16 protein-coding genes, 1 pseudogene, 1 riboswitch and 1 other annotated feature are annotated in these 17,975 nt (G+C 37.9%); all 17 genes and pseudogenes read left to right on the top strand.

Translation table 11 applies throughout. From position 1 onward, the window contains the following. The first annotated feature begins 25 nt into the window (after nucleotides 1-25). Nucleotides 26-1,963, top strand: a complete 1,938-nt coding sequence (gene thrS / locus TP70_RS10280; RefSeq protein WP_044361468.1) for a threonine--tRNA ligase — start codon at nucleotides 26-28, stop codon at nucleotides 1,961-1,963. Nucleotides 1,964-2,020: 57 nt separating this feature from the next. Next, nucleotides 2,021-2,194, top strand: a riboswitch (Lysine riboswitch). 119 nt (nucleotides 2,195-2,313) lie between these two features. Continuing rightward, a complete protein-coding gene (locus TP70_RS10275; protein WP_044361467.1) occupies nucleotides 2,314-3,822 on the top strand; it encodes an amino acid permease in 1,509 nt (502 codons plus the stop codon). Between the two features lie 41 nt (nucleotides 3,823-3,863). Further along, nucleotides 3,864-3,998, top strand: a sequence feature (ribosomal protein L20 leader region). A gap of 24 nt (nucleotides 3,999-4,022) precedes the next feature. Then, nucleotides 4,023-4,550, top strand: a complete 528-nt coding sequence (gene infC / locus TP70_RS10270) for a translation initiation factor IF-3 (RefSeq protein WP_044361505.1) — start codon at nucleotides 4,023-4,025, stop codon at nucleotides 4,548-4,550. Nucleotides 4,551-4,576: 26 nt separating this feature from the next. Beyond that, the gene (rpmI, locus tag TP70_RS10265) at nucleotides 4,577-4,777 is read left to right on the top strand and encodes a 50S ribosomal protein L35 (protein ID WP_044361466.1); all 201 of its coding nucleotides are present in this window, start codon (nucleotides 4,577-4,579) and stop codon (nucleotides 4,775-4,777) included. An 83-nt stretch (nucleotides 4,778-4,860) separates the two neighbouring features. Further along, nucleotides 4,861-5,217 (top strand): 50S ribosomal protein L20, encoded by a 357-nt coding sequence (rplT, locus tag TP70_RS10260; RefSeq protein WP_044361465.1) that lies wholly within the window; start codon nucleotides 4,861-4,863, stop codon nucleotides 5,215-5,217. 573 nt (nucleotides 5,218-5,790) lie between these two features. After that, nucleotides 5,791-6,402, top strand: coding sequence for an NUDIX domain-containing protein (locus TP70_RS10255; RefSeq protein ID WP_044361464.1), 612 nt, complete (start codon nucleotides 5,791-5,793; stop codon nucleotides 6,400-6,402). A gap of 9 nt (nucleotides 6,403-6,411) precedes the next feature. Further along, a complete protein-coding gene (locus TP70_RS10250) occupies nucleotides 6,412-7,332 on the top strand; it encodes a hypothetical protein (protein WP_044361463.1) in 921 nt (306 codons plus the stop codon). Between the two features lie 85 nt (nucleotides 7,333-7,417). Further along, a complete protein-coding gene (gene tig, locus TP70_RS10245; RefSeq protein WP_044361462.1) occupies nucleotides 7,418-8,728 on the top strand; it encodes a trigger factor in 1,311 nt (436 codons plus the stop codon). Nucleotides 8,729-8,965: 237 nt separating this feature from the next. Beyond that, nucleotides 8,966-10,228, top strand: a complete 1,263-nt coding sequence (clpX, locus tag TP70_RS10240; RefSeq protein ID WP_044361461.1) for an ATP-dependent Clp protease ATP-binding subunit ClpX — start codon at nucleotides 8,966-8,968, stop codon at nucleotides 10,226-10,228. 119 nt (nucleotides 10,229-10,347) lie between these two features. Further along, nucleotides 10,348-10,953 (top strand): ribosome biogenesis GTP-binding protein YihA/YsxC, encoded by a 606-nt coding sequence (gene yihA, locus TP70_RS10235; protein WP_044361460.1) that lies wholly within the window; start codon nucleotides 10,348-10,350, stop codon nucleotides 10,951-10,953. A 123-nt stretch (nucleotides 10,954-11,076) separates the two neighbouring features. Next, entirely contained in the window at nucleotides 11,077-12,420 is a 1,344-nt protein-coding gene (gene hemA / locus TP70_RS10230) for a glutamyl-tRNA reductase (RefSeq protein ID WP_044361459.1), read from the top strand. 15 nt (nucleotides 12,421-12,435) lie between these two features. Further along, entirely contained in the window at nucleotides 12,436-13,272 is an 837-nt protein-coding gene (ccsA, locus tag TP70_RS10225; RefSeq protein ID WP_044361458.1) for a cytochrome c biogenesis protein CcsA, read from the top strand. Nucleotides 13,273-13,297: 25 nt separating this feature from the next. Then, entirely contained in the window at nucleotides 13,298-14,224 is a 927-nt protein-coding gene (gene hemC / locus TP70_RS10220; RefSeq protein ID WP_044361457.1) for a hydroxymethylbilane synthase, read from the top strand. A 15-nt stretch (nucleotides 14,225-14,239) separates the two neighbouring features. Further along, nucleotides 14,240-14,914, top strand: a complete 675-nt coding sequence (locus TP70_RS10215) for a uroporphyrinogen-III synthase (RefSeq protein ID WP_044361456.1) — start codon at nucleotides 14,240-14,242, stop codon at nucleotides 14,912-14,914. Between the two features lie 3 nt (nucleotides 14,915-14,917). Further along, the gene (gene hemB / locus TP70_RS10210) at nucleotides 14,918-15,892 is read left to right on the top strand and encodes a porphobilinogen synthase (protein WP_044361455.1); all 975 of its coding nucleotides are present in this window, start codon (nucleotides 14,918-14,920) and stop codon (nucleotides 15,890-15,892) included. A gap of 19 nt (nucleotides 15,893-15,911) precedes the next feature. Then, nucleotides 15,912-17,201, top strand: a complete 1,290-nt coding sequence (hemL, locus tag TP70_RS10205; protein WP_044361454.1) for a glutamate-1-semialdehyde 2,1-aminomutase — start codon at nucleotides 15,912-15,914, stop codon at nucleotides 17,199-17,201. A 194-nt stretch (nucleotides 17,202-17,395) separates the two neighbouring features. Next, nucleotides 17,396-17,866 (top strand): annotated as a pseudogene (locus tag TP70_RS10200) (AbrB family transcriptional regulator); the annotation flags it as partial. Nucleotides 17,867-17,975: the final 109 nt, after the last annotated feature.

Genomic DNA, 17,975 nt, shown 5'->3' with positions numbered 1-17,975 from the left:
TGAGATAATGATTAGGAGGAGAACTATGACACAAATTAATGTACGCTTTCCAGATGGTAACAGCAAGGCGTTTGACAAAGGGATTACAACTGAAGAAATTGCACAATCAATCAGTCCGGGACTACGCAAAAAAGCAGTAGCTGGTAAATATAATGGTGAGATGGTTGATTTAACACGTCCACTTGAAGTAGATGGAGAAATTGAAATTATTACACCGGGTAGTGACGAAGCGCTAGAAGTATTGCGTCACTCAACAGCGCATTTAATGGCACAAGCGTTAAAACGTTTATATGGCGATGTGAAGTTTGGTGTTGGCCCAGTCATTGAAGGCGGCTTCTACTATGACTTTGACATGCCTGAAAAAGTTTCAAGCGATGACTTTGAAAAAATTGAAAAAACGATGAAACAAATCGAGGATGAAAATCATAAAATCGAGCGTAAAGTTGTTTCTCGCGATGAAGCAAAAGCATTCTTCAAAGACGATGAATACAAGCTTGAATTAATCGATGCAATTCCAGAAGATGAAAATGTGACGCTCTACACACAAGGCGAATTTACAGACTTATGTCGTGGTGTACACGTGCCATCAACTGCGAAAATTAAAGAATTTAAATTATTATCAACAGCAGGTGCGTATTGGCGTGGCGACAGTAACAACAAAATGTTACAACGTATTTACGGTACAGCATTTTTCGATAAAAAAGATTTAAAAGCACACTTAAAAATGTTAGAAGAGCGTAAAGAACGTGACCACCGTCGTATCGGTAAAGATATGGAACTTTTCACAAACAACCAATTAGTCGGTGCGGGTTTACCTTTATGGTTGCCAAATGGTGCCACAATCCGTCGTGAAATTGAGCGTTACATCGTGGATAAAGAAGTGGCGTTAGGCTATGACCACGTGTATACACCAGTATTAGCGAACGTGGAACTTTATAAAACGTCTGGCCACTGGGATCACTACCAAGATGATATGTTCCCAGCAATGCAACTGGATGCAGATGAAGCAATGGTATTACGTCCAATGAACTGTCCGCACCATATGATGGTTTATGCAAACAAACCACACTCATACCGTGAGTTACCAATTCGTATCGCTGAATTAGGTACAATGCACCGTTATGAAGCAAGTGGTGCGGTATCAGGGTTACAACGTGTCCGCGGTATGACGTTAAACGATGCACATATCTTTGTTCGTCCAGATCAAATCAAAGAAGAATTCAAACGCGTTGTTGAAATGATTCTCAATGTATACGAAGACTTTGGTTTCAAAGACTACAAATTCCGTTTGAGCTATCGTGATCCAGAAGATAAAGAAAAATACTTCGATGATGATGATATGTGGAATAAAGCTGAATCAATGTTAAAAGAAGCGGTTGATGAGTTTGGACTTGAATACGAAGAAGCCATCGGTGAAGCGGCATTCTACGGTCCAAAACTTGACGTCCAAGTGAAAACAGCAATGGGTAAAGAAGAAACATTGTCTACAGCACAACTTGACTTCTTATTACCGAAAAAATTCGAACTCACATATATCGGACAAGATGGCGAACACCATCAACCAGTTGTCATTCACCGTGGTGTTGTATCAACAATGGAACGTTTCGTCGCATTCTTAACTGAAGAAACAAAAGGTGCCTTCCCAACATGGTTAGCACCACAACAAGTTGAGATTATTCCGGTTAATGTGGACTTACACTATGATTATGCACGTGAAATTCACGACACATTAAAATCACAAGGTGTTCGAGTAAACATTGACGACCGTAATGAAAAAATGGGTTACAAAATCCGTGAAGCACAAATGAAAAAAATTCCTTATCAACTCGTTGTAGGGGATAAAGAAGTTGAAAATCATGAAGTTAACGTGCGTCAATACGGTTCAAAAGATCAAGAAACAATGGAAGCAGAAGATTTCGTATGGCGTCTTGTCGACGAAATTCGTCTAAAAAAACAAAGATAACATTGCAGAGTACAGTTTGATGCTGTATACTGTTATGTAATTCAAATATTAATATTCAATTTAGTTAGAGGTTGCATTTTTAATGAGTCGCTTGTCAGAAGCAGAGATGATGCGTATGTTGAACAAGTTAAAGGTAAAAATGCCGAAGCGAGTTATCGTCATCCAGATAACTTGTTGGGCTAGTGATCGAAAGGTGCTAGACTGTCACAAACGTGATGTGCTACTTATTTGTTGTAGATAAAGTAAAGGTTACATCCACGTTGATGTAGCCTTTATTTCGTTTATTTAGAAGTAAAGTCATTAATGTGTTATTTGAAGATTGACCTCTAGGTGAAGGAAAGGAAGGGACAATGAGTAACGAAAAAGTGCGAACAGATAATGGTGTGCAACGCCACCTGAAAGATCGTCATATTTCGATGATCGCCATTGGTGGTGCAATTGGAACAGGCTTGTTTATGACATCGGGAGGTGCAATCCACGATGCGGGGCCGTTAGGGGCGTTGCTTGGCTATGCTATTATCGGTATTATGGTGTTTTTCTTAATGACATCTTTAGGTGAAATGGCGACATATTTACCAGTTACTGGTTCATTTAGTACATATGCGACACGCTTCGTGGATCCATCACTCGGCTTTGCGCTAGGTTGGAACTATTGGTTTAACTGGGTTATTACAGTTGCTGCCGATGTAACCATTGCTGCACATGTCATTGAATATTGGGAGCCATTGCAATTTTTACCAGCATGGGTATGGAGCTGCGTGTTCATGGCAATTATTTTCAGTCTGAATGCACTCTCTGTTCAAGTATATGGTGAAAGTGAATATTGGTTCGCGTTTATTAAAGTGGCAACGGTTATCGTGTTTATTATTGTAGGTTTATTGACAATCGTTGGAATTATGGGCGGACCTGCAGTCGGATTTGATGTATTTACACAAGGGGACGCACCGATTTTAGGAGAAGGTACAGGTGGTAGTTTACTCGTTATTTTCGGTGTATTCTTAATCGCAGGTTTCTCATTCCAAGGAACAGAACTTGTCGGGATTACGGCGGGTGAGTCAGAGAACCCTGAACGTGCTGTGCCAAAAGCGATTAAACAAGTATTCTGGCGTATTTTACTATTTTACATTTTTGCTATCTTTATTATCGGTATGTTAATTCCTTATAACCATCCTGCATTGATGGGTGGGGGCGAAGATATTGCGACATCACCATTTACGTTAGTATTTAAAAATGCAGGTTTAGCATTCGCAGCGTCATTTATGAATGCCGTTATTTTGACATCTGTATTGTCAGCCGGTAACTCTGGTATGTATGCAAGTACGCGTATGCTTTACTCAATGAGTCGTGATGGCTTAGCGGCAAAACCATTTAGTAGAACAAATCGTAATGGTACACCGTGGATTGCGATGTTATCAACTGCCGCTGTTGTTGTATTTATCTTTATCGTGCAACAAGTGAGCGGTAATGCATATGAATATATCGTTGCAGCAAGTGGTTTGACAGGCTTTATTGCATGGCTCGGTATTGCGATTAGTCACTATCGCTTCCGTAAAGCATTTGCAGCACAAAATTACGATGTATCAAAATTGAAATATCAAGCAAAATGGTTCCCGTTCGGACCGATACTTGCTTTGATTTTATGTATTATCGTTATTATCGGACAAGATGTTGAGTTTATCCAAGGTGGCGGTTTTGATCCGAAACGATTCTTTATCACTTATATGGGTATTCCAGTATTCTTATTCTTCTTCCTATATCATAAATTAAGATATAAAACGAAAATGATTCCATTGGACAAAGTGAACTTGAGTCAAGATGTAACAATGGACGAAAAAAACTTTCATAAATATGTTGACTAATAGATAACAACTTGGTATGATTATATCTGTTGAATACGAAACGGACCAAGTAGAAGCAACCCGCTTCTCACCTGTAGCGACGCATCAAGCAGTTGGCAGGTTAACGATATAAACATGTGAGTTTGTTCATGTTAACGTTAGAAGCGGGGAGTACATCCCCGCTTTTTTTCGTGCTTGGACCATTCGTAAAATTTTTGGAGGTGTCAACCATAGCTAAGGATCAAACGCAAGTTAACGAAAAGATTCGCGCTAGAGAGCTACGTGTTATCGGTCAAAACGGTGACCAGCTTGGTATCAAATCGAAGCAAGAAGCATTAGAAATGGCAGAGCGACTCAACTTAGACGTTGTAATCGTTGCCCCTAATGCAAAACCACCTGTTGCTCGTATCATGGATTACGGTAAATACAAGTTCGAGCAACAGAAAAAAGAAAAAGAAATGAAGAAGAAACAAAAAGTCATCAATGTTAAAGAAATCCGTTTAAGTCCTACAATTGAAGAACATGACTTCAATACAAAACTTAAAAACGGTAGAAAATTCTTAACAAAAGGTGACAAAGTGAAAGTTTCTATTCGTTTCAGAGGGCGCGCAATCACGCATAAAGAAATTGGTCAACGCGTTTTAGAGAATTTTGCTGACGAATGCAAAGATATTGCAACAGTTGAGCAAAAACCTAAAATGGAAGGTCGCCAAATGTTTCTTATGTTGGCCCCAATTAACGAAAAATAAACAATGACAATAGGAGGAAATTAATCATGCCTAAAATGAAAACTCACCGCGGAGCAGCGAAACGTGTTAAAAGAACTGGAAGTGGGAAATTAAAACGTTCTAGAGCTTATACTTCACACTTATTCGCTAACAAGTCTACTAAACAAAAACGTAAACTTCGTAAAGCGGCACTTGTTTCTAAGAGTGATGCAAAACGCGTAAGACAATTATTAACATACGTTAAATAATCATAAAAATTAATCGAACGAATATATAAACGTCTAAGTATGCCAAAAGTGCATATGAAAGAGATTATGAGGAGGAATTTATTATGCCACGTGTAAAAGGTGGAACAGTAACAAGAGCGCGTCGTAAAAAGACAATCAAATTAGCTAAAGGTTACTTCGGTGCAAAAAGCACTTTATATAAAGTAGCAAAACAACAAGTTATGAAATCAGGTCAATATTCATTCCGTGACCGTCGTCAAAGAAAACGTGACTTCCGTAAATTATGGATCACACGTATCAATGCAGCTGCACGTCAACATGACATGAGCTACTCACGTTTAATGAACGGCTTAAAATTAGCTGGTATCGACATTAACCGTAAAATGCTTTCTGAAATCGCAATCGCTGACGAAAATGCATTTGCTGAATTAGTAAACAAAGCGAAAGACGCTTTAAAATAATAATCTATGCAGAGTTGGTTTGTTTATTCAATAGACAACCAGCTCTTTTCTTTTGGCAAGAATTCTTTCTAGGTTAGGATAGTTATAATGGTCTCAACTAAGATGCGTAGAAGTTTGTAGATTGTAGTAGCTGTTTGGAAAATGTGTTTCAATAAACTGGTAAATTTCTATTGTCAGTGTTCGCAAAGCAGGATTCTCGGCAAAACTTCGCACTTCGGGGGCTGAGAGATAGTGGTGACTTTCCTTAAATAAGAGAGTAAATCGTAGTAGGCGTCCAAAGGAAATGCGTTTTACAAAGGGCGTATTGGTTTTATCGTAGTGTTGTCGTACGTGATGATTAGACAGCTATGAAGTAGTAGGAATATATCAATCAGTATCGATGGTAGTCTTTGAAATATAGAATGTTCAGTAGGCTCTCCAATAGAACGATGAAGAGTTAGGGGCGTGACGGATTATATTCTAAGCGCTTTTATTCCAACATTTATTTTATATGGGAAGCGTTTTATATTTTACTTGGCTTGTACCCACATCGTTTGGTACGATATGGATAATCGAGTCATAAAGGAGTTTATTATGTCTAAATTTGATGAACAAATCACTGTAGTTGCTAGAAATATTTTATTTGATAACGAAAGTAATGCATTTAATGGGTTTTTATCGCATGATGATGTGAAAAGTGAAGCCATCTTAAAAACGCTCAGTCAATATGAAGTGAAACGTCGCGGGGATATGGAAGAAGATCCTTCATTTAAACAATTGATTTCATATTGTATCTTGGAAAATGAAGATGGCGACATTCTTGTATATCAGCGCTTATCAGGTGGTGGAGAGGCACGCCTACACGGTCTTGCATCAATCGGTGTTGGTGGTCATATGAATGATGTACCGGGTCAAGAAGATATTATGGTGGTTATACAAGAAAATGCAAGTCGTGAGTTGTTAGAAGAAGTCGGCTTAACTGTTGACGAAACAGACGGACTTACACATATCGGCTTTATTAATGACGATAACAATGAAGTAGGCCGCGTCCACATTGGTGTCGTATTTAAAATCAAAGTACGTAAAGCACAGGTTGAAGTTCGTGAAACGGATACGTTATCCATTCATTGGCAACCTGTCGACACAATTGATGATTTATCAAAATTTGAATCATGGAGTGCGCTCATACTTGAAAAATGGAACTAGGTGATATGAATGTCAGAAATAATCCCGTTTCCGAAACTACAAGAAAAGCTATGTGCGGATATTAAGCAAGCCATTGACAGCGACCGTTATGAAGTAGCATATGATGCGTTTATGGTGTATGAAAAGCACTTTGAATTAACAGATGCGCTCGCGCTGCTTAAATGTCAAGTATTATGGGAACTTGAAGCATATTTGGAGTTAAGAGAAGAAACGCATATTATGATCAAACAAGAATATAGCTTTCAAGATGAATTGATGATATACCACGTGAAAAGTCTCTATGCGTTGGAACAATATCAATCAGTCGTTTCTATCGTTGAAGCAGTGCTGGATCAAACGCAAAGCCATGAGACACGAATGATCTTGCTTCCAATAAAAGATCAAGCGAAGCGTCAATTACAGGAACGTCAAGAAGTGATGCAACAACAAATACAACAATTTGAACAGCTATCTGCACCGCAACAAACAGAACTGATCTTATCTCTGATTGACGACAGTGCTTATCATTTTGCTGATTCGATTGCTTATTTGATGACAAATGCGCATATCCGTACCAAGTTACAAAGTTTAATGCTTGAATATTTGCGATTTGCTCGTTACAATCAAAGCATTCAGTGTGAAATGTATGGCAAGCAGTTTGACATTGTACCTTCAGAGTTAGTAGGCTTTGAAGAGACACACTTTGTAACGGTCATTGTGCCACAAGTCATTGAACTGCTTGAAACTGAATATCCTTCGCTCGTACGAGAAGCACATGTTCATCTTAATAGTCATAACGTTGCAATGTATCCCATTGATACGACACAAATTGCAGATGATCAGACATGGATTGAAACGTACTTCGTGTACTTTGAAGAAATGATGGGGTTACCGCCAACATATTCAGCAGAGGCGACGGTTATGGATTTTATTAAATTATTAAATACATAGCAAGCCCACTTGAAACAGGACTTAGCTATGTTATAATAAAGAAGTTGAAAAATTTTAAAAATGGATTTCATGGAGGTTTTTATACATGACAGCAACATGGGAAAAAAAAGAAGGTAACGAAGGGTTACTTGAAGTAACTGTACCTGCTAAAAAAGTAGATGAAGCATTAAACCAAGCTTTCAAAAAAGTAGTAAAAAATATTAATGTACCTGGTTTCCGTAAAGGTAAAGTACCACGTCCAATTTTCGAACAACGTTTCGGTGTGGAAAGCTTATACCAAGATGCGCTTGATATTTTATTACAACCAGCATATAGCGATGCAATTGATGAAACGGGTATTAACCCAGTTGCACAACCTGAAATTGACATCAAACAATTAGAAAAAGGTAAAGACTTTATCTTTGAAGCAACTGTAACAGTAGAACCTGAAGTGAAACTTGGCGACTACAAAGGTCTTGAAATTGAAAAACAAGACACAACAGTAACTGACGAAATGGTTGAAGATGCAATCAACCAACGTCTTGAAGCAATGGCTGATATGGTCGTTAAAGAAGACGGTGAAGTTGTAGAAGGCGACACAGTTAACTTAGACTTCGATGGTTATGTTGACGGTGAACAATTCGAAGGTGGTCAAGCTGAAGGTTACGACTTAGAAGTTGGTTCAGGTTCATTCATTCCAGGATTTGAAGAACAATTAGTAGGATTAACAGTAGGCGGCGAAAAAGACGTTGAAGTGACTTTCCCTGAAGAATACCACGCAAATGAATTAGCAGGTAAACCTGCAACATTCAAAGTTAAAATTAACGAAATCAAATCTAAAGAAGTACCAACTTTAGATGACGAATTAGCAAGTGAATTAGATGCAGACGCTGAAAACGTAGATGCATACAAAGCGAATGTTCGCAAACAATTAGAAGAAGCGAAACAAAACGACGCTGAAAACTTACAAAAAGAAGAAGCTGTCATCAAAGCTGCAGACAATGCAACAATTGATATTCCAGAAGCAATGATTAAGTCTGAACAAGACCGCATGCTTCAAGAATTTGCACAAAACATGCAACAACAAGGTTTAGACTTGAAAACATACTTTGAAATTTCAGGTCAAGATGAAGACCAAGTGCGTGAGCAAATGAAAGATGACGCTGAGCAACGTGTGAAAACAAACTTAACATTAGATGCCATTGCAAAAGCTGAAAATATCGAAGCAACTGATGAAGATGTTGACAACGAATTACAAAAAATGAGCGAACAATTTAATATCTCAGTTGAAGATATTAAAAAGACATTAGGTAACTCTGACCTAATTAAAAACGACGTTCGTGTTCGTAAAGTAATCGACTTGTTAGTATCTGAAGCTAAATTAGTTGATGCACCAAAAGATAGCGAAGAAGCATAAGTCTAATTGGATAAAGTCAAACTTTCCAGATGATAAGACAATGCTGGCAGTAGCTGATTGCACCAATTGTGCTTTCTAGCAATAATCATACTGACCAGAGCGGGATTAAGAAATCTAATGACTTTCATAGATTTCTATCCCGCTTTCATTGTTTTATGCAAAAAACTTGAAAGTATGAACAATTGCATAATAAAATGCTTTCTAGTATAGTCGTAGAGGATAGGGGTGTAATACAGTATGTTTAAATTCAATGAAGACGAAGAAAACTTAAAATGTTCTTTCTGTGGCAAAGACCAAGACCAAGTCAAAAAATTAGTGGCAGGTAGTGGTGTTTATATTTGTAATGAATGTATTGAATTATGTTCAGAGATTGTAGAAGAAGAACTTAATCAAGCAGAAACAGAAGAATTAACTGAGTTACCAACACCGAAAGAAATTATGGACGAATTGAACAATTATGTCATCGGTCAAGAAAAGGCTAAAAAGTCTTTAGCCGTGGCGGTTTACAATCACTATAAACGTATTAACCAACTCGGACCTAAAGATGATGACGTTGAACTTCAAAAAAGTAATGTTGCCTTAATTGGTCCAACAGGTAGCGGTAAAACATTATTAGCGCAAACACTTGCACGTACATTAAATGTGCCATTTGCCATTGCAGATGCGACAAGCTTAACAGAAGCTGGTTATGTAGGTGAAGATGTTGAGAATATTTTATTACGTTTAATTCAAGCAGCTGATTTCGATATTGATAAAGCCGAAAAGGGTATTATTTATGTCGATGAGATTGATAAGATTGCACGTAAATCAGAAAATACATCTATTACACGTGATGTATCTGGTGAAGGTGTCCAACAAGCGTTATTAAAAATTCTTGAAGGGACAACAGCAAGCGTACCGCCACAAGGTGGACGTAAGCATCCAAACCAAGAATTCATTCAAATTGATACAACCAATATTTTATTCATCTTAGGTGGTGCGTTTGATGGTATTGAAGAAGTTATCAAGCGTCGTTTAGGTGAAAAAGTTATTGGTTTTGCGAGCAATGAATTATCAAAATATGATGAAACAAGCTTGTTAGAGCATATTCGTCCAGAAGATTTACAAACGTATGGTTTAATTCCAGAGTTTATCGGACGTGTACCAATCGTTGCAAACTTAGAAACATTAGATATTGCTGCGCTTAAAAACATTTTGACACAACCGAAAAATGCGTTAGTGAAGCAATATACAAAAATGTTAGAGTTAGATGATGTGGCGTTGGAATTTACAGATGACGCATTATCAGCGATTAGTGAAAAAGCGATTGAGCGTAAAACAGGTGCACGTGGTTTACGTTCAATTATAGAAGAAGCGTTGATTGATATTATGTTCGACATTCCTTCAACTGAGGATGTGACTAAGGTTGTTATCACGAGAGAAACAATCATTAATGAAACAGCGCCAGAACTTTATGATCAAGATGGTCAATTGTTGAACAATAGTAAAACATCTGCATAATAGACGAAAGCTTAAGATGCTGTAATTTGCACGTCTTAAGCTTTTTTTGCTGTTCATACAAAAAAACAAACGATAAAATATATATGTATCAGCGATATTTAAGAAAAAGGAGAACTGTCATGAAGATTAACCCGAATCATGTTGAGCTTATCATTAGTGCGGTCAAGAAGGAACAATATCCAGAGATGGGGTTGCCAGAAGTCGCACTGAGTGGTCGCTCAAATGTTGGTAAGTCAACGTTTATCAATAGTATGATTGGCCGTAAAAATATGGCGCGTACGTCTCAACAACCTGGTAAAACACAAACGCTTAATTTTTATAACATTGATGAACAACTTATTTTTGTTGATGTACCGGGCTATGGTTATGCAAAGGTAAGCAAAAAGCAACGTGAAGCGTTTGGTAAAATGATTGAGATGTATTTGACGACAAGAGAAGAATTAAAGTTAGTGATTCAACTTGTCGATTTAAGACATCCACCAACGGAAGACGATATTTTAATGTATGATTACTTAAAACACTTTGAGATTCCTACATTGATCGTTGCAACAAAAGAAGACAAAGTGCCAAAAGGAAAAGTCCAAAAACATATTAAACGTATTAAACAAGATTTAGATATGGATCCTACTGATAAAATCATCAGTTATTCGTCACTTTCTAAAAATAAGCAACCAGAAATTTGGTCAACAATTGACGCTTTTATTGGGGCAGAGGAAACAGAATAAACGAAATTTGACTAAAATGTAGACAATAATAACTATTATCAACGGAATCAAGTTTTAATTAAAATTGTGTATGTTCTTTATATGTTATAATGATTTTATTGTAGTTTATGGGGGGACATGATCATGTATTTTATTGCAGTGAGTGTAAATCATCGAACAGCTGATGTGACATTACGCGAAAAGCTCACATTTCAAGATACAGATATGATGCGTGTACATGAGACATTATTTGAAACAAAGTCGATTTTAGAAAATGTCATTTTATCAACATGTAATAGAACAGAAGTTTATGCAGTTGTTGATCAAATACACACGGGTCGTTATTATATTCAACGCTTTTTAGCTAGACAGTTTAATTTTGATGTAGAAGACATTAAAACAATGACTGAAGTAAAGGTGGGGGACGAAGCAATCGAACACTTATTTAAAGTGACAACGGGCTTAGATTCTATCGTCCTTGGTGAAACACAAATTTTAGGGCAAATGCGCGATGCATTCTTAACTGCACAAGCAGCGCAAACAACCGGTACAATTTTTAATGAGTTGTTTAAACAAGCGATTACGTTTAGTAAAAAAGCACATCATGAAACAGACATTGCAGATAACGCAATTAGTGTGTCATATGCGGCGGTTGAACTCGCTAAAAAAATGTTTGGCAAGTTGAACAAAAAACGTGCGCTTGTCATTGGTGCCGGCGAGATGGGAGAACTCTCTGTATTGAATTTGAAAGGTGCGAACGTCACAGATATTACAGTATTAAATCGCACGGAATCTCGTGCACAAGCATTGGCAGACAAACATCAAATTCAAGCAGCGCCAATGTCAGCGTTGCCTGAACTATTAACACAAGTCGATATTGTAATTAGTTCAACGAGTGCTGATCAGTTTGTTATTACGAAAGATATGCTTGAAATGCGCCAAGCAGTTACTAAAAAAACATCGCAAATTGTTTTAGTTGATATAGCAGTACCGCGTGATATTGAACCTTTTGAGTCACATGATATGGAGATATTCATTTACGATGTGGATGATTTGAAAGGGTTAGTAGATGCCAATATTAGAGAACGTCGTTTAGCTGCAGAAGCGATTGCTGAACGCATTCCTGCCGAGATTGATAAGCATAATGAATGGGTACGCATGCTCGGTGTTGTGCCAGTCATCCGTGCTTTAAGAGAACAAGCGATGGCGATTCAACAAGAAACGATGGCGAGCATTGATCGCAAGTTGCCACACTTGTCAGAGCGTGAGCGTAAAGTCGTTTCTAAGCATACGAAAAGCATTATTAATCAAATGCTCAAACAACCTATCAAACAAGCGAAAGAAATTAGTGACGATCACCAAGCAGCCGCTAAATTACAGTTATTTCAAGAGATTTTTGATCTTGATGTCAATATGAACTATCAACAAGAAGCTGTAGAAAACAAAAAGCGTATTTTAAAGCAACGTCTTCTAAGTTTTGATTCTTAAAGATAGGTGATGCCGATGGTAGAAGCTTTTTTTGTAAGATTTCATGAAGCGATCGTTTTGTTATATTTTATATGCGTCTTATGTTTGACCATTGACTTATTTCAAAAGAATTATCGCCTTCAAAATATCGGTTTTTATGTATTAGGGATTGTTTGGGTTATGCAAACAATCTCTTTAACTATGTATGTCATCTGGCGTGGGCAATTGCCGTTGACATCGATTATTGAAAGTTTTTATGTATTAACATGGCTTATTTTAACGTTGACCTTTGTATGTGCCGTTTTCCGCATGTCTGATATGATGATTGTCTTGTTAACGATGCTAGGCTTTATCTTTATGCTCATTCACACATTTCATCCGTATCAGTTTAGTTTAAAAGGCGCGCGGCTATCGGTAATGAACGAGTTACTCGTCGTGCATATTTCACTCGCCTTGTTAAGCTACGTCATCTTTGCGATTGCGTTCGTGAATGCCATTTTATATCTCGTACAATATCGCAATTTAAAATTAAAGCGCTTTAACCAAAATTATTTTAGAATCAGTAGTGTCGCAACGCTCGAAAAAACGGTTTTTTATTGTACGTTAGTCGGTGTAATTACCTTATTTGTAAGCCTTGTTTTAGGTGTGCAATGGGGTATTTTCTCAATAGGGACACAAATCTTTGTCGACGCAAAAGTTATTTCATCCTTTTTTATTATTTTGAGTTACATTGCGTATTTAACGATGCGAGTGACACAAAGGTTTAAGCAACAATTTTTAATCTATGTTAATATCATGTTGTTTTTATGTTGTATGATCAATTTAATCGTGGTCACACAACTCTCTTCATTCCACCAATGGACGGGAGTATAACACACTATCAATGGAGGTTCGTTATATGCGTAAACTAGTAGTAGGCTCGAGAAGAAGTCAACTTGCTTTGACACAGAGTCGCCAATTTATTGAACGTCTCAAAGCGGTTCAACCTGATTTGGACATTGAAATTAAAGAAATTGTCACGAAAGGCGATCAAATCGTCGATCGTCAACTGTCTAAAGTAGGCGGCAAAGGCTTATTTGTGAAAGAGATTCAAAACGAACTCTTCAGTAAAGAGATTGATATGGCGATTCATTCGTTAAAAGATGTTCCAAGCGTATTACCAGACGGTTTAACACTTGGTTGCATTCCAGATCGTGAAAATCCATACGATGCGTATATCGCTAAAAATCATGTCGCACTAAAAGATTTGCCAGACGGCAGCATTATCGGGACAAGTTCTTTGAGACGTGGTGCACAAATTCTCGCACATTACCCGAATTTAGAAATCAAATGGATTCGAGGTAATATTGATACACGTCTTAAAAAGTTACAAGAAGAAGATTACGATGCAATTATTTTAGCGGCTGCTGGTCTGAAACGTATGGGCTGGTCTGAAGATATTGTGACGCAATATTTGGATGATGATTTATTAATCCCTGCGATAGGTCAAGGTGCGTTAGGGATTGAATGTCGTGCCGATGATACAGAGTTACTAGATTTATTAGCGAAAGTACACAACAAGGAAGTGGCGAGTTGTGTGACAGCAGAACGTACATTTTTAAAAGAAATGGACGGTAGCTGCCAAGTACCAATTGGCGGTCATGCAGTCATTGGCGAAGACCAACGAATTCACTTTACTGGCTTGATTATGTCGCCAGATGGACAACAGCGTTTTCAACATACTGCAACAGGTACAAATCCTGTGGAAGTTGGACAACGTGTAAGTGATGAATTGAAACGACAAGGTGCATATGAGATTATTGAAGCATTGAGTGATACGCATTAGTTAGGAGTGGTCGTAATGAAACCGACTGTAATTATGACGCAAACACAACCGTATCAAAATAGCCAAGTCAATATTTATCATATACCATTGCTTGAAACGGTAAAATGTCCGTTTGATCAGCAATTATTAGAGCGTACATATGATTGGCTCGTTTTTTCATCTAAAAATGCGGTTAAATATTTTATACCGTATTTACAAGACGTACAGGTGGGTAAAATTGCAGCGATTGGTATAAAAACGCGTGAATTTTGTGAAGAACAGGGGATTGATGTTGATTTTGTTCCTGATGATTTTTCACAAGAAGGGTTTTTAGCACAATTTGTTATAGAACCGCATGCGTCCATTTTATTGCCATCTAGTGCACAAGCAAGACCGAAACTTGCGAAAGAACTCGGCAATCGAGGGTATCAGGTCGAAAAAATAGATTTGTATGATGTGGTAGTAAATGAAGCATCTGTCAAAGCTGTTTATGATATGACCTTATCGCATAAAATAGATGCAATAACATTTGCGAGTTCGTCGGCTGTACGTGCTTTGTTTGACCGCTACCAGAACATTCAATGTCAAACACTGCATGTCATTGGTGTACCCACACAAAAAATATTGGCTGAATACGGTTATGAAGGTATCGTAGCAGACACACAAACACTTGATGCGATGATTGACAAAATATTGGAAAAGGGGTTCTAATTTATGAATTTTGATAGACATAGACGTTTACGTTCATCTAATACGATGAGAAGTATGGTTCGAGAAACGCACGTTAGAAAAGAAGATTTAATCTATCCGATCTTTGTTGTAGAGCGTGACGGCGTGAAAGAAGAAATTAAATCACTCCCTGGTATTTACCAAATCAGTTTGAATTTATTACATGAAGAAATTCAAGCAGCATATGATTTAGGGATTCGTGCGATGATGTTTTTCGGTATCCCAAATGAAAAAGATGCGTGTGGCACAGGGGCGTTTGTTGACGACGGTGTGATTCAACGTGCAACTAAAATCGCTAAATCGATGTATGACGACTTGCTAATTTTAGCGGATACATGTCTATGTGAGTATACAGATCACGGACATTGTGGTTTGATTGATGAACATACACATGATGTTGATAATGATGAGACATTACCATTATTAGTGAAAACAGCTGTATCTCAAGCGAAAGCAGGTGCAGATATTATTGCACCAAGTAATATGATGGATGGCTTTGTAGCAGCAATTCGTCAAGGATTAGATGAAGCTGGATTCCAAAATATTCCAATTATGAGTTACGGTATTAAATACGCATCGAGCTTTTATGGCCCATTCCGTGATGCGGCAGAATCTGCACCATCATTCGGTGATCGCAAAACGTATCAAATGGATCCAGCCAATCGCTTAGAAGCGTTACGTGAGCTGGAAAGTGATTTAGCTGAAGGTGCTGATATGATGATCGTAAAACCGGCATTGAGCTATCTTGATATTATTCGCGATGTGCGTAACAACAGTAATATTCCAATCGTTGCATACAATGTCAGTGGCGAATACAGTATGACAAAAGCAGCTGCACAGAACGGCTGGATTGATGAAGAACGTATTGTTATGGAACAAATGATTTCAATGAAGCGTGCAGGCGCCGATATGATCATCACTTACTTTGCGAAAGATATTTGTCGTTATTTAGATCAATAAAACATAGGAGTTGATGGAGTTGCGTTATAACAAATCAATTAAAGCATTTGAAAAAGCAGAGCAGTTAATGCCTGGTGGGGTGAATAGCCCTGTTCGTGCGTTCAAAGCGGTAGATACACCGGCTATTTTTATGGAAAGTGGTAATGGTAGTCGCATTTATGATATTGACGGTAATGAATACATTGATTACGTCCTAAGTTGGGGACCACTTATTTTAGGGCATCGCAATGAAAAAGTTATCAGTGAGCTTCATGATGTTTTAGGCCGTGGTACAAGCTTTGGCGCATCCACACTTGAAGAAAATCGATTGGCAGAACTTGTTATTGAACGTGTGCCGTCTATTGAAAAAGTGAGAATGGTATCATCAGGTACAGAAGCAACACTTGATACTTTAAGATTAGCACGTGGTTATACGGGCAAAAATAAAATTATTAAGTTTGAAGGGAACTACCACGGTCACAGTGATTCGCTGTTAATTAAAGCGGGTTCAGGCGTCGCAACATTAGGCTTACCTGATTCACCGGGTGTACCAGAAGGCATTGCTAAAAATACGATTACAGTCCCTTACAACAATTTAGAAGCTGTACGCTATGCTTTTGAACAATTCGGCGATGATATTGCAGCGATTATTGTTGAACCAGTAGCTGGTAATATGGGTGTCGTACCACCGATTAATAACTTTTTACAGGGCTTAAGAGACATCACAAATGAGTACGGCGCATTATTAATATTCGATGAAGTCATGACAGGCTTCCGTGTTGGTTACAATTGTGCACAAGGCTACTTTGATGTTACACCAGACTTAACGTGTCTTGGTAAAGTCATCGGTGGCGGACTGCCTGTTGGGGCATTTGGCGGTAAGAAAGAAATTATGGACCGCATTGCACCTAGTGGCGATATTTATCAAGCGGGTACATTATCAGGAAATCCACTTGCGATGACGAGTGGCTATTGGACATTAAGCCAATTAACACCTGAAAGTTACACGTACTTTAATGAATTAGGCGATATGCTTGAAGCGGGATTAAAAGAAGTTTTTGCAAAACACAACGTCCCACTAACAGTTAACCGTGCTGGTTCAATGATTGGTTTCTTTATTAATGAAGGACCTGTAACAAACTTTGAAGAAGCAAACCGTTCAGACTTGAAGTTGTTCGGTGAAATGTATCGAGAACTAACAGAGCAAGGTATCTTTTTACCACCATCTCAATTTGAAGGGATGTTCTTATCAACGTCACATACAAAAGCGGATATTGAAAAAACGATTGACGCTTTCGATGTTGCATTAAGCAGAGTAGCAACTAAATAAAAATATTGATACACCACGTAAATCAAAGCTATATTGAGTCGTAAATAACGCTCAATCGTGCTGGTGATTTGCGTGGCTTTTTTGTGATACCATTGATAGTAATGAATCGTATTTCAATTTTTTATACTATTGTTGAATCTTTGATATGATAAATATAAATACAACAGCAACAGTCGTTAGGGAGGTGGAATGGTGTGCAAAAAAATAATACGCTTAATAATTTGTTAGTGTTAGGCGTGTCACTGCTTTGTGGATGGCTACTATGGCGCTGTCATATCATTTTACCGTGGATGTTCGGGCCAATATTGGGAAGTTTAATCGTTGTTAAAGGGTTAAAAAGAGAAGTTCAGTGGCCGTCATGGTTAAGTGAATTAGGACTCATCATGTTAGGTGTACAAATCGGTTCCAGTTTCACACGACAAGTGATTGCAGATATTCAAAGTCATTGGCTTTCTATTGTCATTGTAAATGTCCTGACACTCGCCTTAGCGTTGATTGTGTCGTATGGCTTTCGTAAAATTGCGGCAGTTAATGAAGAAACAGCGGTACTCAGTGTTATACCAGGGGCGTTAAGTCAAATGCTGGTGATGGCTGAAGAGAATAAGCGTGCAGATTTACTGGTCGTCAGTTTAACACAAACATCACGCATTATATTTGTCGTTATAAAGTGGACCCCATGTCAAGGACACTTAAAAAAAAGACCATTAACTAAATAATTAACTCCCACTATGATGGTGTCATAGGAGGAGTTAAGGCAATGTGAGCCTGTACTCA

Origin of the sequence: Staphylococcus microti (assembly GCF_000934465.1) — a bacterium.
Taxonomy (GTDB): Bacteria; Bacillota; Bacilli; order Staphylococcales; family Staphylococcaceae; genus Staphylococcus; species Staphylococcus microti.
The sequence above is the reverse complement of the archived record's forward strand: the minus strand, read 5'-3'. Positions and strand labels throughout refer to the sequence as shown.

Excerpts from the sequence above, each read along its gene's own strand:
- thrS (WP_044361468.1), top strand. The coding sequence starts at position 26 with ATGACACAAATTAATGTACGCTTTCCAGATGGTAACAGCAAGGCGTTT.
- TP70_RS10275 (WP_044361467.1), top strand. The coding sequence starts at position 2,314 with ATGAGTAACGAAAAAGTGCGAACAGATAATGGTGTGCAACGCCACCTG.
- rpmI (WP_044361466.1), top strand. The coding sequence starts at position 4,577 with ATGCCTAAAATGAAAACTCACCGCGGAGCAGCGAAACGTGTTAAAAGA.
- rplT (WP_044361465.1), top strand. The coding sequence starts at position 4,861 with ATGCCACGTGTAAAAGGTGGAACAGTAACAAGAGCGCGTCGTAAAAAG.
- TP70_RS10255 (WP_044361464.1), top strand. The coding sequence starts at position 5,791 with ATGTCTAAATTTGATGAACAAATCACTGTAGTTGCTAGAAATATTTTA.
- TP70_RS10250 (WP_044361463.1), top strand. The coding sequence starts at position 6,412 with ATGTCAGAAATAATCCCGTTTCCGAAACTACAAGAAAAGCTATGTGCG.
- tig (WP_044361462.1), top strand. The coding sequence starts at position 7,418 with ATGACAGCAACATGGGAAAAAAAAGAAGGTAACGAAGGGTTACTTGAA.
- clpX (WP_044361461.1), top strand. The coding sequence starts at position 8,966 with ATGTTTAAATTCAATGAAGACGAAGAAAACTTAAAATGTTCTTTCTGT.
- yihA (WP_044361460.1), top strand. The coding sequence starts at position 10,348 with ATGAAGATTAACCCGAATCATGTTGAGCTTATCATTAGTGCGGTCAAG.
- hemA (WP_044361459.1), top strand. The coding sequence starts at position 11,077 with ATGTATTTTATTGCAGTGAGTGTAAATCATCGAACAGCTGATGTGACA.
- ccsA (WP_044361458.1), top strand. The coding sequence starts at position 12,436 with ATGGTAGAAGCTTTTTTTGTAAGATTTCATGAAGCGATCGTTTTGTTA.
- hemC (WP_044361457.1), top strand. The coding sequence starts at position 13,298 with ATGCGTAAACTAGTAGTAGGCTCGAGAAGAAGTCAACTTGCTTTGACA.
- TP70_RS10215 (WP_044361456.1), top strand. The coding sequence starts at position 14,240 with ATGAAACCGACTGTAATTATGACGCAAACACAACCGTATCAAAATAGC.
- hemB (WP_044361455.1), top strand. The coding sequence starts at position 14,918 with ATGAATTTTGATAGACATAGACGTTTACGTTCATCTAATACGATGAGA.